Source organism: Thermodesulfobium sp. 4217-1 (assembly GCF_039822205.1).
Taxonomy (GTDB): domain Bacteria; phylum Thermodesulfobiota; class Thermodesulfobiia; order Thermodesulfobiales; family Thermodesulfobiaceae; genus Thermodesulfobium.
Genome location: NZ_JBAGBW010000028.1, coordinates 1 through 19,613, shown reverse-complemented (window position 1 = coordinate 19,613; position 19,613 = coordinate 1). Strand labels below are relative to the sequence as shown.

General features: G+C 36.7%; 25 protein-coding genes. 1 reads left to right on the top strand and 24 read right to left on the bottom strand.

Annotated elements, in window-relative coordinates; all coding sequences use genetic code 11:
* From V4762_RS08940 to V4762_RS08905, 8 genes are all read right to left on the bottom strand, one after another.
* On the bottom strand, positions 1–323 hold a 323-nt coding region (locus V4762_RS08940), incomplete at its 3' end, for a DUF4411 family protein (RefSeq protein WP_347315438.1).
* Positions 323–1,441 (bottom strand): ImmA/IrrE family metallo-endopeptidase, encoded by a 1,119-nt coding sequence (locus tag V4762_RS08935; protein ID WP_347315437.1) that lies wholly within the window; start codon positions 1,439–1,441, stop codon positions 323–325. The genes V4762_RS08940 and V4762_RS08935, both read right to left, overlap by 1 nt.
* Positions 1,442–1,507: 66 nt before the next feature.
* Positions 1,508–2,158, bottom strand: coding sequence for a 7-carboxy-7-deazaguanine synthase QueE (locus V4762_RS08930; protein WP_347315436.1), 651 nt, complete (start codon positions 2,156–2,158; stop codon positions 1,508–1,510).
* The gene (gene queD / locus V4762_RS08925) at positions 2,158–2,514 is read right to left on the bottom strand and encodes a 6-carboxytetrahydropterin synthase QueD (protein ID WP_458646955.1); all 357 of its coding nucleotides are present in this window, start codon (positions 2,512–2,514) and stop codon (positions 2,158–2,160) included. The genes V4762_RS08930 and queD overlap by 1 nt, the downstream gene beginning before the upstream one ends.
* A gap of 52 nt (positions 2,515–2,566) precedes the next feature.
* Positions 2,567–3,433, bottom strand: a complete 867-nt coding sequence (locus V4762_RS08920) for a damage-control phosphatase ARMT1 family protein (protein WP_347315435.1) — start codon at positions 3,431–3,433, stop codon at positions 2,567–2,569.
* A complete protein-coding gene (locus V4762_RS08915; protein ID WP_347315434.1) occupies positions 3,417–3,701 on the bottom strand; it encodes a HEAT repeat domain-containing protein in 285 nt (94 codons plus the stop codon). Before V4762_RS08915 ends, V4762_RS08920 begins: the two co-directional genes overlap by 17 nt.
* Positions 3,702–3,808: 107 nt before the next feature.
* Positions 3,809–4,507, bottom strand: coding sequence for a Bax inhibitor-1/YccA family protein (locus V4762_RS08910; protein WP_347315433.1), 699 nt, complete (start codon positions 4,505–4,507; stop codon positions 3,809–3,811).
* A 121-nt stretch (positions 4,508–4,628) separates the two neighbouring features.
* On the bottom strand, positions 4,629–4,859 hold the full coding sequence (locus tag V4762_RS08905) for a hypothetical protein (RefSeq protein ID WP_347315432.1): 231 nt from the start codon (positions 4,857–4,859) through the stop codon (positions 4,629–4,631).
* Between the two features lie 105 nt (positions 4,860–4,964).
* On the opposite strand from V4762_RS08905, the gene V4762_RS08900 reads away from it, so the two are divergent.
* A complete protein-coding gene (locus V4762_RS08900) occupies positions 4,965–5,225 on the top strand; it encodes a SemiSWEET family sugar transporter (protein WP_347315431.1) in 261 nt (86 codons plus the stop codon).
* Here V4762_RS08900 and cobA read toward each other — a convergent pair.
* The 16 genes from cobA to V4762_RS08820 all read right to left on the bottom strand — a co-directional run bounded on the left by cobA (position 5,222) and on the right by V4762_RS08820 (position 19,460).
* Entirely contained in the window at positions 5,222–6,730 is a 1,509-nt protein-coding gene (gene cobA, locus V4762_RS08895) for a uroporphyrinogen-III C-methyltransferase (protein WP_347315430.1), read from the bottom strand. The genes V4762_RS08900 and cobA overlap by 4 nt on opposite strands.
* Positions 6,731–6,757: 27 nt before the next feature.
* Complete coding sequence (locus tag V4762_RS08890; protein WP_347315429.1) at positions 6,758–7,324, bottom strand: UbiX family flavin prenyltransferase; 567 nt, start codon at positions 7,322–7,324, stop codon at positions 6,758–6,760.
* Positions 7,325–7,337: 13 nt separating this feature from the next.
* Positions 7,338–8,186: a UbiA-like polyprenyltransferase gene (locus tag V4762_RS08885; RefSeq protein ID WP_347315428.1), complete on the bottom strand. Its 849-nt coding sequence runs from the start codon at positions 8,184–8,186 to the stop codon at positions 7,338–7,340.
* Positions 8,187–8,229: 43 nt separating this feature from the next.
* The gene (locus V4762_RS08880; protein WP_458646956.1) at positions 8,230–9,672 is read right to left on the bottom strand and encodes a menaquinone biosynthesis decarboxylase; all 1,443 of its coding nucleotides are present in this window, start codon (positions 9,670–9,672) and stop codon (positions 8,230–8,232) included.
* A 99-nt stretch (positions 9,673–9,771) separates the two neighbouring features.
* Complete coding sequence (locus V4762_RS08875) at positions 9,772–10,200, bottom strand: universal stress protein (protein WP_347315426.1); 429 nt, start codon at positions 10,198–10,200, stop codon at positions 9,772–9,774.
* Positions 10,201–10,218: 18 nt separating this feature from the next.
* Positions 10,219–10,437, bottom strand: coding sequence for a hypothetical protein (locus V4762_RS08870; protein ID WP_347315425.1), 219 nt, complete (start codon positions 10,435–10,437; stop codon positions 10,219–10,221).
* A gap of 206 nt (positions 10,438–10,643) precedes the next feature.
* Entirely contained in the window at positions 10,644–11,303 is a 660-nt protein-coding gene (phoU, locus tag V4762_RS08865) for a phosphate signaling complex protein PhoU (protein WP_347315424.1), read from the bottom strand.
* Between the two features lie 17 nt (positions 11,304–11,320).
* Positions 11,321–12,073 (bottom strand): phosphate ABC transporter ATP-binding protein PstB, encoded by a 753-nt coding sequence (gene pstB / locus V4762_RS08860; RefSeq protein ID WP_347315423.1) that lies wholly within the window; start codon positions 12,071–12,073, stop codon positions 11,321–11,323.
* 11 nt (positions 12,074–12,084) lie between these two features.
* Complete coding sequence (gene pstA / locus V4762_RS08855; RefSeq protein WP_347315422.1) at positions 12,085–12,903, bottom strand: phosphate ABC transporter permease PstA; 819 nt, start codon at positions 12,901–12,903, stop codon at positions 12,085–12,087.
* Positions 12,900–13,844 carry a phosphate ABC transporter permease subunit PstC gene (pstC, locus tag V4762_RS08850; RefSeq protein ID WP_347315421.1) on the bottom strand — a complete coding sequence of 315 codons (945 nt, stop codon included), beginning with the start codon at positions 13,842–13,844 and terminating at the stop codon, positions 12,900–12,902. The genes pstA and pstC overlap by 4 nt, the downstream gene beginning before the upstream one ends.
* A gap of 122 nt (positions 13,845–13,966) precedes the next feature.
* Complete coding sequence (locus V4762_RS08845) at positions 13,967–15,220, bottom strand: BREX system ATP-binding domain-containing protein (protein ID WP_347315420.1); 1,254 nt, start codon at positions 15,218–15,220, stop codon at positions 13,967–13,969.
* Positions 15,210–16,415 carry a BREX system ATP-binding domain-containing protein gene (locus V4762_RS08840; protein ID WP_347315419.1) on the bottom strand — a complete coding sequence of 402 codons (1,206 nt, stop codon included), beginning with the start codon at positions 16,413–16,415 and terminating at the stop codon, positions 15,210–15,212. Before V4762_RS08840 ends, V4762_RS08845 begins: the two co-directional genes overlap by 11 nt.
* 3 nt (positions 16,416–16,418) lie before the next feature.
* Positions 16,419–17,213, bottom strand: a complete 795-nt coding sequence (locus V4762_RS08835) for a hypothetical protein (protein ID WP_347315418.1) — start codon at positions 17,211–17,213, stop codon at positions 16,419–16,421.
* 138 nt (positions 17,214–17,351) lie between these two features.
* Positions 17,352–18,140 carry a 4-hydroxy-tetrahydrodipicolinate reductase gene (dapB, locus tag V4762_RS08830; protein WP_458646954.1) on the bottom strand — a complete coding sequence of 263 codons (789 nt, stop codon included), beginning with the start codon at positions 18,138–18,140 and terminating at the stop codon, positions 17,352–17,354.
* A 76-nt stretch (positions 18,141–18,216) separates the two neighbouring features.
* Positions 18,217–19,092, bottom strand: a complete 876-nt coding sequence (locus tag V4762_RS08825) for a biotin/lipoyl-containing protein (RefSeq protein WP_347315417.1) — start codon at positions 19,090–19,092, stop codon at positions 18,217–18,219.
* A gap of 23 nt (positions 19,093–19,115) precedes the next feature.
* Positions 19,116–19,460 (bottom strand): hypothetical protein, encoded by a 345-nt coding sequence (locus V4762_RS08820; protein ID WP_347315416.1) that lies wholly within the window; start codon positions 19,458–19,460, stop codon positions 19,116–19,118.
* Between the last annotated feature and the right edge of the window lie 153 nt (positions 19,461–19,613).

The window sequence follows — 19,613 nt, the reverse complement described above, 5'->3', positions numbered from 1 at the left end:
ATATCAGCATTTGAATAAGACGTAAATTTATTTTTTGCTTCTTGCTTATATTGTGATTGTGAATTTACCCAATTAATTATCTCTCTGTAAGTTCCTATAACTGATGCGCTTTCGCAATTTTTGAAATATTTATGAAAAGAAGTGCGTACCCATTTAGAAAGTTCATCATTCGAATCCTTTAATTCATCATAAACCTTATCTATACCACAAACTTCACCCTCTTCTGCCTTTTTAACTAAGAAATTCCAAAATTCCAAACCAAACTGAAAAGGATAATAAGTCCTATGTGGAGTGATAAAAATATTAGTATCAATTATATACATCAAGTAACTCTAACCATAAGCTTGTGAAACGTAGATGCCTTAAGATTGGTTATTTTATAAGCATCCCTATGAAGAATAACCCCCTCATCTACACCTGCTTTGACAATTTCTAAAAATTTCTTATTAAGGCGCAGTATTTCAGTAGCATAAAAATTGCCACCGACTCCTTTGCTATGTTTTTTTCTTTCAGTTTGCAAATATTTATCATAAAAATTATAAAAATCGTCCTGATTTATCACAGAAATATCCAGCAAACGTCTTATAATAACTAGAGAGCTTACCTTAAAAACTTTTGCAAGATCTTCTACGTCCTGATTCTCTATATTTCGCTTGTTTTTCAACTCTTTTAGTAAGTCTTGCTCTGGCACCAAAAATTCAGCGGCACATTTATTACAAAACTGTTCAATATCATCGTCACAGGCCTGAAATTTTTCAAGATCAAAAGAACCGCTTTTACCGATAATAATATGTATTAATTCATGAACAATAGTAAATATTTTGCCAGATATTGCATCATTGTTATTTATAAAGATAAACGGCGCAACAGGGTCATATAGAACAAAACCTCTAAATTCCTCAACTTGAAGTTGTCTATGCGTATCATTACCCACCACACCATTTACAACAACAAATATGCCTGCTTTTTCCGACCTTACAATCAATTCCTTTAAGGCCTGATTCCAATTAGGAATAGACCTTGCCCAACCATTTTCTAAGCCAAGAATTATTCTTAATTCACCAACAACCAGGTTTTTTGGACTACCAATATTATATTTACCAGCAAAACCAAGCTTTTCATGTCCCCATAATTCAAGAATATCTTTAACCCAATTTTGCTGTTGCTGAACAAATTCAATAGTTTCGATTAAATCAACTGATGGCATCAAAAAAATATCTTTTTTAGTGCGATAATTTGGTATTGGAATTTTTCTTTCAGGCATAGTATCTAAAAAGAAATAACCAAACGGAATATGCAGAGCATCTGCCACTTTGGATAACTGTTTTAGCGTAGGGGAATCTGTCCCATCTATCCATTGCTTTAGCTTTGGAAACCTTGTTAAGGATAGATTGCCCTTATATTCCTCTAAAATTTTTTTATTAAAGTTTTTTACCTTCATAAACTTTATGATAAATCATTTACATCTTCGTTTCAATGCGTCTATACAACAATAACAAAAACTCCTCTACAAAAGCCCCACTACCTTGTGCATCTGAATTGAAAATATCAGTTCACCCAGTAATTTTTCGTCCCTCTCCCTGATAAAGTTTACAATGTCTAAGATCTTTTCTCCCTTTGCATCCAGCGGGCTAATTGCAAATTGAAAAAGGCCGTACATCTTTGAAAGAATCTGAAAGACAAATTCAAGATCCTCTTTAGAGTTATCAACTACCAGCTTCACTATGACCCTGTGCTCTATCCAGTTATCTATAAACTCCTCAAATGAGGGCATCCTGTCAATCACCCCAGAAGATGGCCCCTTGTAGTCCACCACCCAACCACAATCGGACGAGTATCCCTTTGGCAGGGAGATACTCCCGTTGGTTTCCACCTGGACAAAGTGATGCCGCTCTATAAGGCTATCTATCAGTCCAAGAGCTTCACCCTGAATAAGCGGCTCTCCACCAGTAATGAGTACTTTTGGGTTCTTACACCTATCTATAACTTCATCAATTGAAAGCATATATTTAGTCTCAATGCCCTGAGATTCCTTTGTGTCGCACCACCTACACCTCAGGTTGCAACCCTGAAGCCTCACTATAGTGCACCAGGAGCCCTGCGGCATAAAACCTATTTCACCAGATATGCTTTCAAATATAGAATGAATTGCTATCACTATAAGGATATTTCCACATAAGAAGTTTCTGATTCCCAGAGCCTTACAAATTCTAATTTTACGCTTTCGGGCACACAATCTTTTAATTCGTTCAATACCCACTCACAAACCCTCTCAGCAGTAGGATTGTATATGACATCGTTTAAATATTTGTGATCCAGTTTAGAGATTATCCTCTCTTCTACAATATTCTTGAGGATCTTAAAGTCTATCACCATAGAGTTTTCCCCAATAGGTCCAGATACCTCAACCCCCAGTTTATATGTGTGTCCATGAAGGTTAGCGCAATCGCCATTGTAATCTACCAGTTTATGTGCAGCAGAAAAACTAAATTCCTTATAAACCTTTATCCTCATATATTCGCACTTTCCTTTCTCAGAAACAGTTTCGGAGTCAAAAGAAGCTTTACTATTCTTTATATTTTATAACGCTGCTTCTTATATCGACCATTAGCTCATTTGATATTACAGGGCACTTTGCCATCAACATAAAGAATATATTGCTATAGTCGCTTAGCCCCTCGAAATTCCCCTGCCCCTTTGAAATTACTATGTCATGTTCCTCTATATATCTTCTTACCTCATCGCTTCTTCTTGAGGGAGCGCTATTCTTTTCGCCGTTTGAAATCTCTAAGAATCTAATATTAGGAAGCCTGTCAATTCCTACATCGCAAGCATCGCCCAACATTGCATCGTTTATAATCGGCCCACTCTTTACTACAAAGCTAATTTGCTTAAAGGGCCTTTTTCTTGTTCTCAGCATCTCTTCAATAAATATCTTGTCAAAGGCTATTTCTCCAGCATTGTCTGCAAAGTAAAGTAATCTTTCAGAAGCAATTATCCTTTCCTGAAGTATCTTAAAATCATCTATAGCTAGATCTTTATACATCACCTCGTTCACAGTACCTTTGAGATCGAATTCAACTGAAGGGCCAAAATCTATTATGTTTCCTGCAATAGCTAACTTCACCGCTGTGTAAAGCCGATTTTCTAATTTTTCTCTATCTAAAAGTTCCTTTAACTCAGGATACATTTCAAGTGAGATTTTATTGCTGTTTTTCTTAATCTCTTTATATGGGTCTGATAAACCCGATACTTCTCTTATAATGCAGTGAACCTCGTTTGCAAACTCATCGGGGGAAGTCTCCCAATCAGCGTCGCACAGAAAAAGCATTACTTTCTTCAAAATCTTAGCCCTTAAGCTATCGTCCAGATCTTTTGTCGCAAAGAGGGCCTGTTTTTGGAAACAAACTATACAATCAAGACATAATTTCATCTATATAATCGTTCACAATTTTATTATTTTTTTGTTTGATCCTTCCTATGATATCAATAGCCTCATCTGAGTCAATTTGTTTTAGAGCCTTACATATTGCGATAAGCTCCAGCGGATCGCTTGATTTATTTGCTAGATCAGATAGTTTTGACAAGGCTCTTTTTATGCGCTTATCTCCAACCAACTTGATAGATACCATTCTGATGTCAAGAATAGGATGATCAAGGGATAATATTATCTTATCATCATAAGAAATACTACCCCTCAAATCAGCCTTGCAATAAGGACAGGCCTTGAAATCTTCAGATAACTCTGCTTTACAAAAAGGACAGAAATATTTAATAATTTCCCTCTAAAAAATTTCAAACATAAAATTTAGTCTCTTCTGTTCCCCATTACATTTAGTAGCATAAGAAATAGGTTTATGAAATCCAGATACAGAGTGAGAGCGCCCAAAACTGTTTCCTTTCTTTCATCAAATGCGCCTGCTAGATATATCTTCTTTAGCTTTTGCATGTCATAAGCAGTAAGGCCCAGGAACACAATCACGCCTACCACAGATAAAAGAAGCATTAGAGCGCTACTGTGCAAGAAAATATTTACTACAAAGCCTACTATTATTGCAATAAGACCTGCCATCATAAATGTCCCCATCTTAGTCAGGTCTGCCTTTGTGGTGTATCCCATTAAAGCCATTACGCCAAAAGATATAGCGGTAACGAGAAATGTGGACGCTATAGAATCAGATGTATAAGCTACGAATAGCGTAGAAAAAGTTACTCCTGTCAGGGCAGAATATAATATAAAAATAAACTCTGCGACCTCAGCAGGTAGCTTTGTAATAGCAGCAGATAGGGTTATAACTGCAATAAATTGCAGGCCGATTATCCCATAAAACAAGATAGGATTGCCCAAAATAAGCTGCAAAATTGAAACATTAGACGCTATTGCGTAAGAAATCACTCCAGTGAACAGGAGCCCAAGAAACATCCACGTGAAGACTCCCCTAAAAAAGCCAGATACGTCAGTAGCGGCTGTAGTTCCAGTTAACTCATCATTATATGACCTATACACTCTTATCACTCCTTTTAAAATATTTATTATTGTAAGCTTATTTTACATTAAAAGGATTAAATTTCCAATAAAAAAGGCATTGACCGCACATAAGATCAATGCCCCTATAGCTTGAGAAAGTTTACTTTTCTTCTTTTAGCCTCTTTACTTCTTCCTTTAGGCTATTTATCTCTTTTATAAGATCTTCGTTTGAAGTACTATTGCTAAGCACAGAGCACCTGCTCATTCCCTGCTTCAAGAAATAAAAAACCGCAAAGACTACTACAGCAAGGAACAATAAAGGAAAAATCATCCCAAACATAGGCATTCCATAAAAGCCGTGACCATAAAATCCTGGACCGCTACACCACATATACGTCACCTCCATTGTTTACATTATACAATAGTTGACAATAAAAGTAAACTTTCATGTGCGCAACCGACTTTATAAAAAATTCTTTTAAGTTATAATATCTTTATGCTTGATACTTATCTTGGATTGTTTGCTGGGCTACTTACCACGAGCTCTCTTGTGCCTCAGGTAATAAAGGCATGGAAGACGCGCTCAACAAAGGATATATCCCTCGTAATGCTTCTTATGATGTGGATAGGAGTCTTTTGCTGGGTTATATATGGCTTTTATATATTTCAAATGCCTATAGTGTTCTGGAATTTCATAAGCTTTATCTTGCTCTCAATACTGCTATATTTTAAAAGAACATCAAAAAATTCCTGTTAACTATTGCCCTTTTCGCAACCTATCAGGGCGCTTACCAGACCATTTATATTGTACTCTGCTGCCTGAGCTACCACATTGAATCCCAAACCCCTTGCTTTCTCTGAGGTAATCGGCCCAATAGATACGACTTTAGCAACTTTTAGCACCAGATCCCTGTGTTCTCCTAAGGATTCATAGAAATACTCAGCTGTCTTAGAGCTCGCGAAGGTCAAGAAAACTTCTTTCCCATCCTGAAAAGCCATTTCGATATCCTGCTTTGAAATTTGCTCAGGCTGTACCGAATATATGTGAAAGTCATCCACCACATAGCCCTTCTCCAGTAAGCCTCTTACCAGTTCATCTCTACCCTCTTTAGCCCTCGGTATCAGAATCTTCTTGGCTTCATTAGTTTTCTCAAAACTGTCTAACAAGCTTTCTGCCACAAACTTTTCAGGCAAGATATCTGCCACCACGCCATATTTTAAAAGCTCATCGCTTGTGCCATCGCCAATCACAGCAATTTTTGATTTTATACATCTGCTATCATATCCAGCCTTAAACAAGTTCTCAAAGAAGATTTTTACTCCTGTTGACGAGCTAAAAACTATATATTCATATTCGCACAAATTCTCAAAAACAAATTTAAATTCTTTTTGATCTGCTATCTGGACGCACTTTATTACCGGTATCTCAAAAACCTCTGCGCCATTTTCCTTTAGTCTCTCGCTTAAGAGGCTCGCCTTCATCCTGGATCTGGTTACCACAACCCTTTTGCCAAACAAGGGCTTTTTCTCAAACCACATCAGATCCTCTCTCAGGCTCACCACATTGCCTACTACAAACAAGGCCGGAGGCTTGACTGAGTTTTCTTCAGCAAGGCTTACTATATTTGATAGATTCCCCACTACCACCTTCTGAGTGGGAAGGGTTCCGTTTTGAATGAGCGCGCACGGGATTTCTTTATCTTTCCTAACAGCAATTATCTTTTCTACTATCTTATCAAGCCTTTCTACCCCCATAAAGAAGACAAGGGTATCTGCCCCAAGAGAGCCCTCCCAATCAATGGTAGAGTCTTCTTTCGTGGGGTCCTCGTGCCCGGTAAATATAGCATAAGATGAAGCTACCTTTCTGTGGGTAACAGGTATTCCTGCATAAAGAGGCACCGCTAAAGCTGCGCTAATCCCAGGAACCAATTCAAACTCTATATCCCTTTCTTTAAGGTAAAGAGCCTCCTCTCCGCCCCTACCAAACAAAAATGGATCTCCGCCCTTTAGTCTAACTACCAGTTTATCTTCAGACGCCCTATCAGCAAGCAATTTATTTATATCGTCTTGCTTCATTGCGTGTTTACTTGATTCTTTTCCCACATAGATTTGCTCGCAATTTTCTGGAACCATTGCCAAAAGCTCTTTTGGGATAAGCCTATCAAAGACCAGAACTTGAGCCTTTTTCAGGATATTCATTCCGAATATAGTAAAGAGCCCTTCATTTCCAGGACCAGAACCTACCAAATAAACTTTGCCCATATTTTTACACTCCTTAAAAATTGAAATTTACTTCTTGCCCTGCCAGGGTCTTAAGAGATTATTTTCAAACCCTATTCTGTTTAACGTCTTTGCCACTACAAAATCCACCAAATCATCTATCGTCTTTGGGCTATTATAAAAACCAGGACAGGCAGGCAAGATAATACCGCCAGCCATAGCGACCTTTCTCATGTTCTCAATGTGAATCAAATTTAGAGGCGTCTCTCTAAATACCAAAACCAATTTTATGCCCTCTTTAAGAGCTACATCGCAAACCCGCTCCAAAAGATTCGAAGATAATCCATTTGCCACGCTCGAAAGAGTAGCAGCAGAACAGGGACAGACAACTACTGCATCCAGGTTCTGAGAGCCAGACGCATATTCGCAACTAAAATCGCCTTGGTCATAGAAGCTAACGCCCTGATATCTTTCTTTTATCGATTCTATGTCGATTACTTCTTCATCTTTGAGAACCAGAGCTGCTGCATTAGTATATACCACACACAGATCTGAGTCTTTTTTTAAAACATCGATCATCCTGAGGGCATATTTCATACCGCTTGCGCCAGTAATACCAAGTACAATTTTTTTCAAATTATCCACCTAATTATTTTATTAATACCGAAACAATTACAAAAGAGGCATATATGAAAGAGCATATTGCGTTTACGTTAAAAAAGGCCATATTTATCTTTGAGAGATCGTTTGGCTTTACCAATGAATGCTCATATAGCAAAAGAAACGCAAATATAACCAACCCTGCAAAATAAACCGGGCTAATATTAGCTAAAACCCCTATGGGAATCAAAAACAATATTGTAAGCGCGTGAAAAAACCTTGCTATGTATAAAGAATTTTTTTCCCCTATGGCTACAGGTATAGAGTGAAGGCCTTGCTTTATATCATATTTTAGATCTTGAAGAGAATATAAGACGTCAAAGCCCGCAAGCCAGAATACAACCGCAAGCATCATAAAAAATGGCACTAAACCAAAATCGTTTCTCAGGGCTATCCATGCACCAGCAGGAGCAAGGCTAAGAGCAATGCCCAAAACAATGTGGCTTAGCGCAGTAAATCTTTTCGTATAAGAATAGAAAAAAACTATAAATAGTGCCACAGGCGACAGCATAAATGTCAAGCTGCCCAGAAAATAAGAAGTTAAGATGAACATCACCGAACAAAAGCTTACAAAGAAAAACATATCTTTTCTTTTTACCACGCCTTTCGGGATAGATCTTTTTGCAGTTCTTGGATTGAATCTGTCAATATTTGCATCAGCAAATCGGTTAAATGACATAGCAGCCGCCCTTGCAAATAAAAGAGCTACTATGATAAGAATTAATTTTTCTAAATCTGGGAAGCCATTTGACGCTATAAAAGCAGAGGCCAACAAAAAAGGCAATGAAAACACAGTATGTTCAACTCGTATATCATCAAAGATGTTTGATAACTTCAATACAATCTGATTTCTTATCTTGTCTTACTCCCTTCAGTCAAAATTAAAAGCCATATTCTTGCCAGCGTTTGCTTACCATATTCCGAATATCTTCGCCCATCACAATATCAGGCGGAAATTCCCTTATAAGGCCCTCTTCTTTCATCTTCTTCGTGGCGTCAATCCCCATCTTAGAGCCAAATCTTGGGTATGGCGCTGCATGATCGAGAACATCCACAGGACCTTTTACTATCTCAATGTCTCTTTCTGGGTCTACGTTATTTAAAGCCTTCCATCTCACATAAGACATGTCGTGAACGTTTACATCCTCGTCAACCACCACTATGAACTTCGTAAAGCTCATCTGTCCGAGCCCCCATAGGGCATGCATAACCTTTCTTGCATGTCCTGGATATTGTTTTTTAATTGATACTATAGCTAAATTGTGAAATACCCCCTCAATCGGCAGGTTTAGATCTACTATTTCGGGGAAAGTCATCTTTAGCATTGGGAGAAATATTCTCTCAGTAGCCTTGCCAAGATAGGCATCCTCCATAGGAGGTCTTCCCACAATGGTGGCTACGTAAACAGGATTTTTTCTATGGGTGATACACTCAACGTGAAATACCGGAAAATCATCCTCCAGCGAATAAAATCCCGTATGATCTCCAAATGGCCCTTCTCGTCTAAGCTCTCCCTTGACGACATAACCTTCTAATACAAATTCAGCCTGTGCGGGCACAAGTATATCAGAATTTAAAGCCTTAACCATCTCTACTCCAGATCCTCTTAAAAAGCCCGCAAACACAAACTCATCCACGTTTGGCGGAAGCGGCGCAGTAGCAGAGTAAATGGTAGCAGGGTCAGCTCCAATAGCTACAGCCACGTTCATTCTCTCTCCCGGTTTCAACTTCGAGAAGTGCCTTGCTCCATCCTTGTGATGATGCCAATGCATACCCGTAGTATTTCTATCAAAGACCTGCATCCTATACATCCCGAGATTTCTCTCTTTTGATTCGGGATCCTGTGTCATAACCAGGGGCAGGGTAATGAATGGACCACCGTCAAGAGGCCAGCAGTGAAGCACTGGCAGATCGTTTAAGTTTACCTGATCTCCCCTCAAGATTACCTCTTGGCACGGCGCTTTATTGACAATTTTTGGTTTTATATTCATAAGGCCTACTATATTTGGCAGTGATCTTACCGTATCCCAAAAACCAATCTTCTTGGTTGGCAATTTTAACAATTCGTCAATTTTTTTGGCGATATCATCTGGATTGCCTATAGCCCTTACTACCCTGTCCCAAGTGCCAAAGACATTGATAGCCAAAGGAAATTTCGAGTCTTTTACATTTTCAAAATATAGGGCTGGCCCGCCAACTTTTACGAATCTATCAGCAATCTCTGTTATCTCAAGGTATCTGTCAACCTCTACTCTGATTCTTTTTAACTCATTTCTTTTCTCCAAAAAAGCTATATACTCACCCAGAGATGAAAAAGCGCTTATTATAATCACTCCTTAAAAAAATATCTAACAATATTGCAGCAAAATTCTTGCTGCCAATATTTATTTAGACAATATTATTTTTTACTTAATTTATATAGTCTACTTTACCAATGTAACAGGAACAGTAGCATTTTTTAAAATAGAGTAAGCTACACTTCCAATCAAACCTGACAAAGGATTTAGACCCTTGTTTCCAACTATGATTCTTTCGATATCATTTTCTTCTACATATTTCAAGATCTCCTTTGCAGGATCGCCTCCCGAGATCATTATAGCCTTTACCTTAACTCCTGCATCATCAAAAACTTTTTTAGCTTCATCCAATTTTTTAGAAAAAGCTATGTCACAGGCTTCATTGATCTTCTCAGGATCTACGAAAACATCATCGCTCACAAAAGTCCAGTCGTACCCACAAGACACTGTTATCAATACAACTTCTATTGCGTGGTGCTCTTTTGCCATATTTAAAGCAAATTCTACAGCCTTTATAGAAGGCTTGGATCCATCCACAGCAACTAAGATTTTCATATTCTTACCTCCTTAAATTTAAATTCGAGCCAGGTCCATGAGAAGTCTTGGATCAGGGTTAACGCACAGATATGGAGCCTCAGTAACATCATCATAACAAAGATCTAACACGTGATCAATTTGACCAAAATATTTGTCAGTAAGAAACTCTACGTATACTCTTAAATCTTCGTCCCACAAAATCATATCATGAGTAAACTTATTTATCTGATCGGGTGTTACGATTCTTGCCTGCAAACTGCTAGGCTCTGGATCAGTTCAGGAACCGCAATATTTTATTGGCGCGCTTATGATAACATACGCAGTCCCTTTGGTTCTGCTCTGAATAAATTTTCTTGCTTCATTTGTAACTCTTATTTTCATAGCTGCATCTCCCCATATTCAAAACTAAAATAATTTAACTTTAGCAATCAACTTTCCCCTCACAGCTAATGCGATTAAGATTAAGGTTTCATGTGTTTAACGTTCTTGCCTCTTACGATATATAGAACGTCTTCGGCAATGTTCGTGGCGTGGTCCCCCAATCTCTCAAAATGCCTGGTAATAAATAACCAATCGATAATTCTTTCGCAATTGAACCTTCTTTCAGAAATCTCTTTGTTCAAATATTTAAGAATATTGTGATAGTCCTCATCTACCGCATCGTCATCTTCTATCACGCTAAGAGCTATATCCTCGCTTCTTTCCACCAATGAAGTAATGGCGTTCCTAACCATAACCTTTACTTTCTTCGCCATATCAGGAATCTTTTGCATAAAGATCTCAATTGGTGGATCCTTCAAAAGATTCATGGTTGAAACTGCGATGCTCTTTGTCTCATCAGACATTCTTTCGAGATCTACTATTATCCTCATAATCATAACTATATATCTAAGATCCTTTGCTACTGGCTGATAGAGCGCTAACATGGTCATACACTGCTCTTCTATATCGATCTCAAGCTCATCTGTCATTTTTTCACTTTCAATGACCTCTTGGGCAATTCTGGAATCTCTTTCCAAGATAGAGAGAATAACCAAGTCAATAGACCTCTCTACAAGAGTAGTCATCTCAAATAATTTTTTCGTTAATTCCCTGATCTCTATATCAAAGTGTCTTTCCAAAGATACACCTCACTTTCTTATCCAAATCTTCCTGTTATATAGTCTTCCGTAAGCTTTTCCTTTGGCACTTTAAATATTTGTTCCGTTACACCATATTCTATCAAATTACCAAGATACATAAATGAAGTAAAATCAGAAATTCTTGCTGCCTGCTGCATATTATGAGTAACTATGACTATTACTATTTCATTTTTTAGAGCAATAATTAACTCTTCGATTTTAGAGGTAGAAATAGGATCGAGTGCCGACGTAGGCTCATCCATCAAAACGATTTCAGGATCGTTTGCCAGAGCCCTTGCAATACAAAGCCTCTGTTGCTGCCCGCCAGACAAATTGGTAGGCAAATCTCTTAATCTATCTTTTGACTCCTCCCACAGAGCAACCCTTCTTAAATTTTTCTCACATAATTCTTCTTTTTGCTTTTTTGAGAGTCTTTTGCCGCTCATCAAAAAACCTGCAAGAACGTTATCCTGTATAGACATAAAAGGAAATGGATTAGGCCTTTGGAATACCATCCCAACCTTTCTCCTCACTTTATATAGATCCATCTTAAAAATATCTTCATTATCTAAGAGAATCCGCCCTTTGATTGAAGCATTTCTATCCAGCTCATGCATTCTATTTAAACATCTCAAGAGAGTAGTCTTACCACATCCAGATGGACCTATTATAGAAGTAACAGCTTTGTCATAAACGTCCAGATTGATGCTTTTAAGAACTTCGTTTTTCCCGAAAAAGGCATGAACGTCTTGCAACTTCATTTTTATCATATTTTGCCCACCTATTCTCCAAGCCTTCTATAACGACCTAAAATTATACTTAAAACTGTAACAAATATTATTAGAACCAACGCGCCTGCCCAAGCTAGCCGATGCCATTCGTCATAAGGGGAAATAGCATATATAAATATCTGTAAAGGCATAGCAGCCATTGGCCTTCCAGGATTTAGCTCTAAAAAGCTATTTCCAAATGCGGTAAAAAGAAGCGGCGCTGTCTCTCCTGCTATCCTTGCAAGCGTCAAAAGAGAGATTGCAAGGAGTGGAAACTTTGCAAATCTAAGTATCACATAAAATATAACCCTTGCCTTAGAGAGGCCCAAAGAATATGCAGCCTCTACCAGTAGAGACGGGGTCATCTTGAAAATCTGTTCGCTGGCAAGCACCATATACGGTATTCCCACCAAAGCAAGGGCTATAGAACCTGCAAAACCAGAAAAGTGACCCATCGACCTCACAACCATATAATAAACACATATTCCACAGACAATTGTCGGTGTCCCTTGCAAAAGTGACATAGATTCTTTTAATATTTTTGAAAGCAGGGTTTCGGGATAAACGTGCAAAAATAGTCCTCCAAGAACAGAAAAAGAGATGATTATTATCATTGCGATAGAATCTATAAGTAGCGATCCCACGATAGCCTGTTTGAATCCGCCCGAGTTTGAGCCCACAGGCCTAGCTGTTTCAACAAAAAAGTTGAGATTTATAGATCCAATTCCGTCTTTTATAAGTTGAAACAGTATAAAGGCGAGAATGATGGATACTGACAGGGCCACAGCCATAGTAAAAGCCTGAAATAATCTATCAGTTAATACTCTCATCTAAATCTCCTGTATAACATTCTCAGTATAAACTTAGCGCATACATTGGTTACAAAAACGAGCGCAAAGAGGATAAGACCCAGCTCAAAAAGCACAGACAGGTAGGTTTTAGAAAATGCCTCCGAAAACTCATTAGCAATTATACTTGTCAGGGTTGCGGTAGGAGAGAAGATCGAATCAGGGAAAAGAGGTCTGTTTCCAATGAGCATAGCAGTAGCCATAGTCTCTTCCATACCCCTTGCAAGGGAGAGAAAGACGACAGCCACTATTCCCTGTCCTATAAAGGGCAATATTAAATTTGTTACTATCTCGTATTTTGTAGTGCCCAGGCTAAAACCCGCTTCAAGTAAATTTCTAGGAACCAAGATTATCAGCTCCTTAATCAAGACAGTCTGAATAGGGACGAGCATTAAGGTCAAGATCAAAATCGTAGTCAAAAGACCAAATGGAGAGGGATTACCGTTCAAAAATGGTATAAATCCAAACAAAGCCTTTATTACTGTTTCAATCGTACCAATGTGGGGAGCCACATAAAAAATAGCCCACAGGCCTAAAACCACTGAAGGTATAGATGCAAGCGCATCAATTACCGTAGAAAAAAAAGATGAAATTTTCCCTCTTGAGTAAAACGAGAGAAAAAGAGCAATGGGAGTTGAAATCATCAAACCAAGAACTGTACTGATCACGCCGACTATAACTGTCACAAGTAAGGGTGCTATCACGCCAAACTTGTCGCTCACAGGATCCCAGTTGTTCGTAGTGAATACGCTAAAGCCCAATTTCGAGATTGCAGGCAAGGAATTTATAAACAATATTATAAAAATCAGAACTGGCAACAAAATCAGAAATATAGCTACAAGTTTTAATAATATGTCAAATAATGAAAGGTTAGCTAAGTCAACAGAGCGAAAACTAAGTATATTTTGAGCCTTTTTAAACATTAAGCGTTTTCACTCCTTAAGATAGGGATAAAGTATATCTTAAAATTATCATAACAATGTTAATTTTATGTTAAAAAGAAAAATAGTGAACATTATTAATGCTTTTTTTATCAAATCATTTTCTAAATATCATTTAAATCCTCTTCAGAAAAATATTCTGCATCCTCATTAATAGAGTAGCCAGAAATACTCCCAGCTCTGACCTCAACATCGGTATCATGTACTCTTAATATATCTAACTTCTCAATAAGCGCTCTAATATAAGTTCTGATTGTGGTATCAGAGGGAAAATTGCCTATAAATTCTTTCATATCAAAATAAAAACTCTTATTAAAAGCTCTTTCATAAATGTCCTTTATCTTTAGCAAAAGCTCCAATAAAACATTTAATTCCACAGGCTTAATAATAGGACAAATTTCTTTATCAATTGCAAAATTAAAAAAATTATTAATTATATTTACAGCTTCTTTTTTATATTTCTCTTTTGCAAGGTCAGGCATTAAGTCTTTATCATTTCTCTTCAGATGTGAAGAAAACCACAAATCACTTTGCAAGCTCTGGGCAGCAGCGCATATTACATATATTGGACAATTTAGATCATCAGACCAGTTTAGCAGTTTATTAAGATTTAAATATGTGTCCAATCTTGCGTTTTTTGAAAGTCTGGATACAAGTTCCAATTCATCAATCAAAATAATCCAGCCGTCAAAACCCAAAAAGGTTAATATATCAGAGAAATAATCAAAAAAACTATTCGAATCTTCCTTGAAACTAAAATTCCTCTCAAACTTTTCCATTGGCACTTTGTGGATTGATTTGTGAATTTTTTTTAACTCATTTAAAAAAGGCCTTCCTCCAACTAAAAAGTTGTAAATAATTTCTTGCTCTTCACCGCTTGCTGCCAAGTAGTCTTCAAAGATATATGAGAAGAATGGATGACTATACCTATTAGGTTTAGCAATCTGGCTATCTGAAAATTCTTCCCTTTTCTTTTGGTTTAGATATCTCTGAATACCCATAATAACAGAATCTGGAGTTCTAACACGAGAAGCAAGATAATAATATAGCTTTGAAAAATTGTTACAAGTAACGTTTCTACTCAAAGATATCTTGCTAACTGCCATATTTAAACTTAGAGCCTTATGTTCTATTGATGTTAACAGATGAGACTTGCCATCTCCATATGGTCCCCATATTATCCTTCCTTTGACAATTGACTTATTTTTTAAAGAGTTTAGATCTTTTTCAACTAATTTCATCAATTCAGGTCTTAAATCGGGCAGATTTCTTGTTGAACGCATTGTGGGGATACCGGATCTTAAAGATTCTATAATTGCAATGGCCTCAAGCTGATTTTCTGTATAGTTAATCATCATCCTCACCCCCTTCCATAAAGTTTGAGGTCTCAATAATTGCAGATCTTATATTTTTACTCTCGGATTCAAAAAAATTAGACATTTTAAAGTCAAACCTGTAGCCACTTTCTTCAAAAATGCTTCTCAAATTATAATTTATTTCTTTAAAAAAAGATTCGTCTTTATTGCACAACCACTGATCAAAATCTATAATATCTGCATAAGGGTTAAAGAGTTCTTTTTGAATTATTCCTGTTTGAATTCTCATTTGAAGGGCTTCATAGCTTTTAAAACCCCTTTTTTCATCATCTAATAGCTCATTTCTCCCAGCAAAAAATATTATAAAATTAGATATATGCTCAGTTTCGTCTATAAATTGTCTTATCATTTCAAACAAATCGTTTAAATTGCCTCTCGTATAATTTAATGTTTTGGATGCATCATTTTTATATAGTACAGATTCAAGATCGTCAATTGCGACAAAAAGGCCCTTTATGCCTACGAAATCCAAAAGTTTTATAAGGCAGTTAAGCCACAACCTTGCATTATGCCTTTGTAGTTTATCAAAAATGCCAACCTGATTCTTCTCCTGCCTGGTGAGAGAAATCCCGCTTAACCATTTCAAAAGAATGTCGATAACTTCATTGTTATCATCTACCATCCTTGCGTGACAAGCTTGAAAACAAAAAGTAACAAAGCTGGGCAAAACATCTAATTTCTTTATAATAGATCCCAGAGATCTTCTAATCTCTTTTTTTGCATCGCTAGCAGGAATGCCTTTTTCGTATTCAAGCATTATTGGCAGAAATAGAACATCGCCATCATAATCGTTATAGCCAATGTCAGAAGCGACTCTCTTGCAAAGTCCAGCAACAATTCTTTCTTTGTTAACTTGATTACAAATTTCTTTATATAACGAAGCCATATCGCTTATTTTTATATCTAAATCTTTAATTGATAGATGACATACTTCATATCCCATATCTTTCGCATATTTCCCAAGCAATCGAAGAGCGTGTGTCTTACCACAGCCTTCAGAACCAATTAGAAACTTTACTTTGCTGCCATACCCCTTCCCCACAAAGTTATAAAGATAATAATCCTTAAACTCATCTATCCAATCTCTTTGGCCAATAAACATCCTACACATAAGCTCATCGTCTGAAGGAACCTGCCCACTCTTTAATAATCTAAAATCCTCCCCAGAAATATGCATTGCTTAATCCTCCAACTTGTGAACTATTAGAGTGCTCAGCCTACTCTCGTTACCATTAGAATCTACCACAAGAAGTGTGTTTGCAACATCCCTTGACGTCCCAAAATTAAATTGAAATTTATCAAATTTAATTTCGAACTGGTCTTTTAGCCTTGAGATATCAAATATAAAATTAGCTTTTGAATATTCTTGTCTATATGCAGAGCTAATTGTAATAAGTTCGTAGATCTTTGAAAGTGATACTGCATTCCCCCATTTCACATCGCTGTTTTGATATGTTAGTTTATTAAGAATCTTATATGCCTCCAGAAGATCCTTGCAAAATTTATCCCTGTTAAAAGGTCTTTTAGTAATTGTTGAATATTTTTTCTTTAAAAGGTCTAATAATTTATCTGGCTTATAGTCAAATATTTTATTTGCTTTCCTGCCAAATATTATGTTGTTTCCCTGATTAAGATCAATCTTTAGCCTTATAGGCCCAAGCTCATAAGTTGGATATGAAAGCTTTATTCCTGGTTCATCCTTAAGCTTTGAATCTAAGTCCAGTGGATATTGTTCGCTCTTAATATAGCCCTCAACATCAGAAGCATAACTTCTCAGGTCTTCTTCTATCAAAGAAAATTCCTCACCAATTGTCTTAGTCTCTTTTGATAAATTATCTAAATATTTTTTGTGGTCCTTAATATTCATATTTTTAAATGAGTTTTTTAGACCAGCAAGGCTTGAAGCTATCTTCTTGTTTAACTTTTCCACAGACTCTATCTTCTTCAAAAACTGGTTAAATTCGTTGTTCTCCAAATTAAAACCCCCTTAGTATTTAAATAATAATATTATAAATAATATTATACAAAAAGCAAAAACTATAAAAAACCCTAAGCAGCTAACTTAACTGCTTAGGAAAATTATTGTCAAAATTCATTACAAATCAAATATTATCTACAACAAATTTTCAAGTCCTACCACAAATCCATTCAACCCCTGCACCTTTCTGGTAGCAAGCAATACCCCTGGCATAAAGGATTCTCTTGACAAAGAGTCATGTCTAATTGTCAAAATTTCACCCACACCGCCAAAAAGAACCTCTTGATGTGCCACAAAGCCAGGCAATCTTACAGAATGAATCCTAATGCCATTCACCTCTCCACCAAGAGCTGACTTTATCTTCTCTTCGCCCTGAACAGTGTCTTTGTTAAATACCTTTGAGCCATTCGACATCAGATAAGCAGTTCTTAGCGCAGTGCCTGAAGGGGCATCAGCTTTTTGGTTGTGATGAAGCTCTATTATCTCAGCATGATCGAGATACTGAGCTGCCTTCTTTGCAAACTCCATCATCAAAACAGCTCCCAAAGAAAAGTTAGGTGCAAGGAAAAAACCTACTTTTAGATCGTCAGCCATCTTGCCTAAGCGATCCAGATCCTTGCCGTCTATCCCCGTAGTCCCCACCACTACATTTCTTCTGTCCTCAAGAGTTTTTTCAATGGTATGAGGAGCGACGTTTCCCCTTGTAAAGTCTATTAATACGTCAAACTGAACATTTATTAAAAGCTCCTCTACGGTTGGACTAATAGCTGTAGAATCTTCAATCTTAAAAAGGTCTTTAAGCGTCTTACCCGCTACAAATGGGTCAACTCCACCTACCAATTTCATATCTGGCTGCTTCAAGACAGTTTCAGAAACCATTCTTCCCATCTTGCCACCGATACCCGATACCACTACCCTAATCATCTCTATCTCCTCCATAAATAAATATAAATTAATTGCGAATTCATAATATTAATAAAAAGCCCATTCTTATATAAATTTAGAGAATTAAATTCTCAGGCTTAGTCAAAAAGCCTTTTAATTTCCTCAAAAAATTCAAGAAATCGGATAAATTTCCTCCAAAGTTAGAGCTAAAAAATAAGCTGCACTCTTCTTTAGAGTCATCATCAAAATTTTCAGGAATATCGTAAGCACAGGTAAGAATTGCGCTATTTTTCTTAGAGAAAGTAATTTGTATGTTCTCCAAAGACATATCTTCACAGTAAATTACGTTAAAATTCTCACTTGTCGAAAAATCAATATTTTTTCTCTTTCTATTGAAAAATTCGTCTAAAGAGCTCAAACCAGCCAATTCGATTTTCTTTAACAGATCTTCAGAATAAGAATTCACATTTTCTAAACCATTCTCGCTTAACTTATAAAAATTAACTGGATATTTTCTACCTAAAAATGGATATTTTGAATAAGCTTTTGATATACAAAAAAACAAATAACTTGAAAAATCAATAGAATTATCGAAAACAAAATACAAAGATTTAGAGATATCGACTTTGCACCTGAAGTTCAAAGAATCTTTAACAGCTATGAGTGGCTGGTCTTCTTTGACAAAGTTTACTTGCAAGTCGTCCCCTTCAGTCTCTCCATCAGTGGCTACCACATCTGGCAAGGAAGACTCTTTGAGCGGATCATCTTCTAGAACTTCAGCAACTTGTTGGCCAACATCTATAAAGCTATTTTCTGCCGCAATATTAATAAGCCTTCCAGAAAAAGCTGACTTTATAACGCTTGTAACCCTTTGATTTTCTATCAACGCAATCTCTTCACCAGCTTTTACTTCATCTTTTTCATTCTTTAACCATTTTACCAATCTGTTTCTTATACTATCCTTGTTTACCTCGGGCATCAAAATTTGCATATTTATCTCCTAAAAAAAATTATCTACATACTTATATATAAATATCCCGCTCTATAAAGCTTTACAAGTTCTATCAAACCAGCTTCTATCACGTCTAAGAATGGATATTCGCCAAACTTTACCTCTCCATCATTCGGCAGAACCAGCTTAAATTTCACGCCGTCAGAGTAAAGCTTTTCCATCCTCCTTAACAAATCGTCTGGTATTTTATGTTTATAAAATAAGTCAATCCCCTCAAAGGTAAAAATAAATATCACTGAAATAGAGCCTTCACTCACCTTTTGATAAAGTCTCTCCACTTGATCAATCGCTACTCCAAGCCTATATGTATCACAACTCTTTACATGTAAAGCAATCTGATAAAGCATAAAAGCCCCCTTTAATGAAGTTGATAAAGATAATATCAAAAACTAATATTAACTTATGATTTTAGCACATTTGACTTGAAATATTACTTAACCCATCTTCGTCAAAAACCTCCTAAATTTAGCTAAAATACCGTACCCCTAAAAACCCAAACA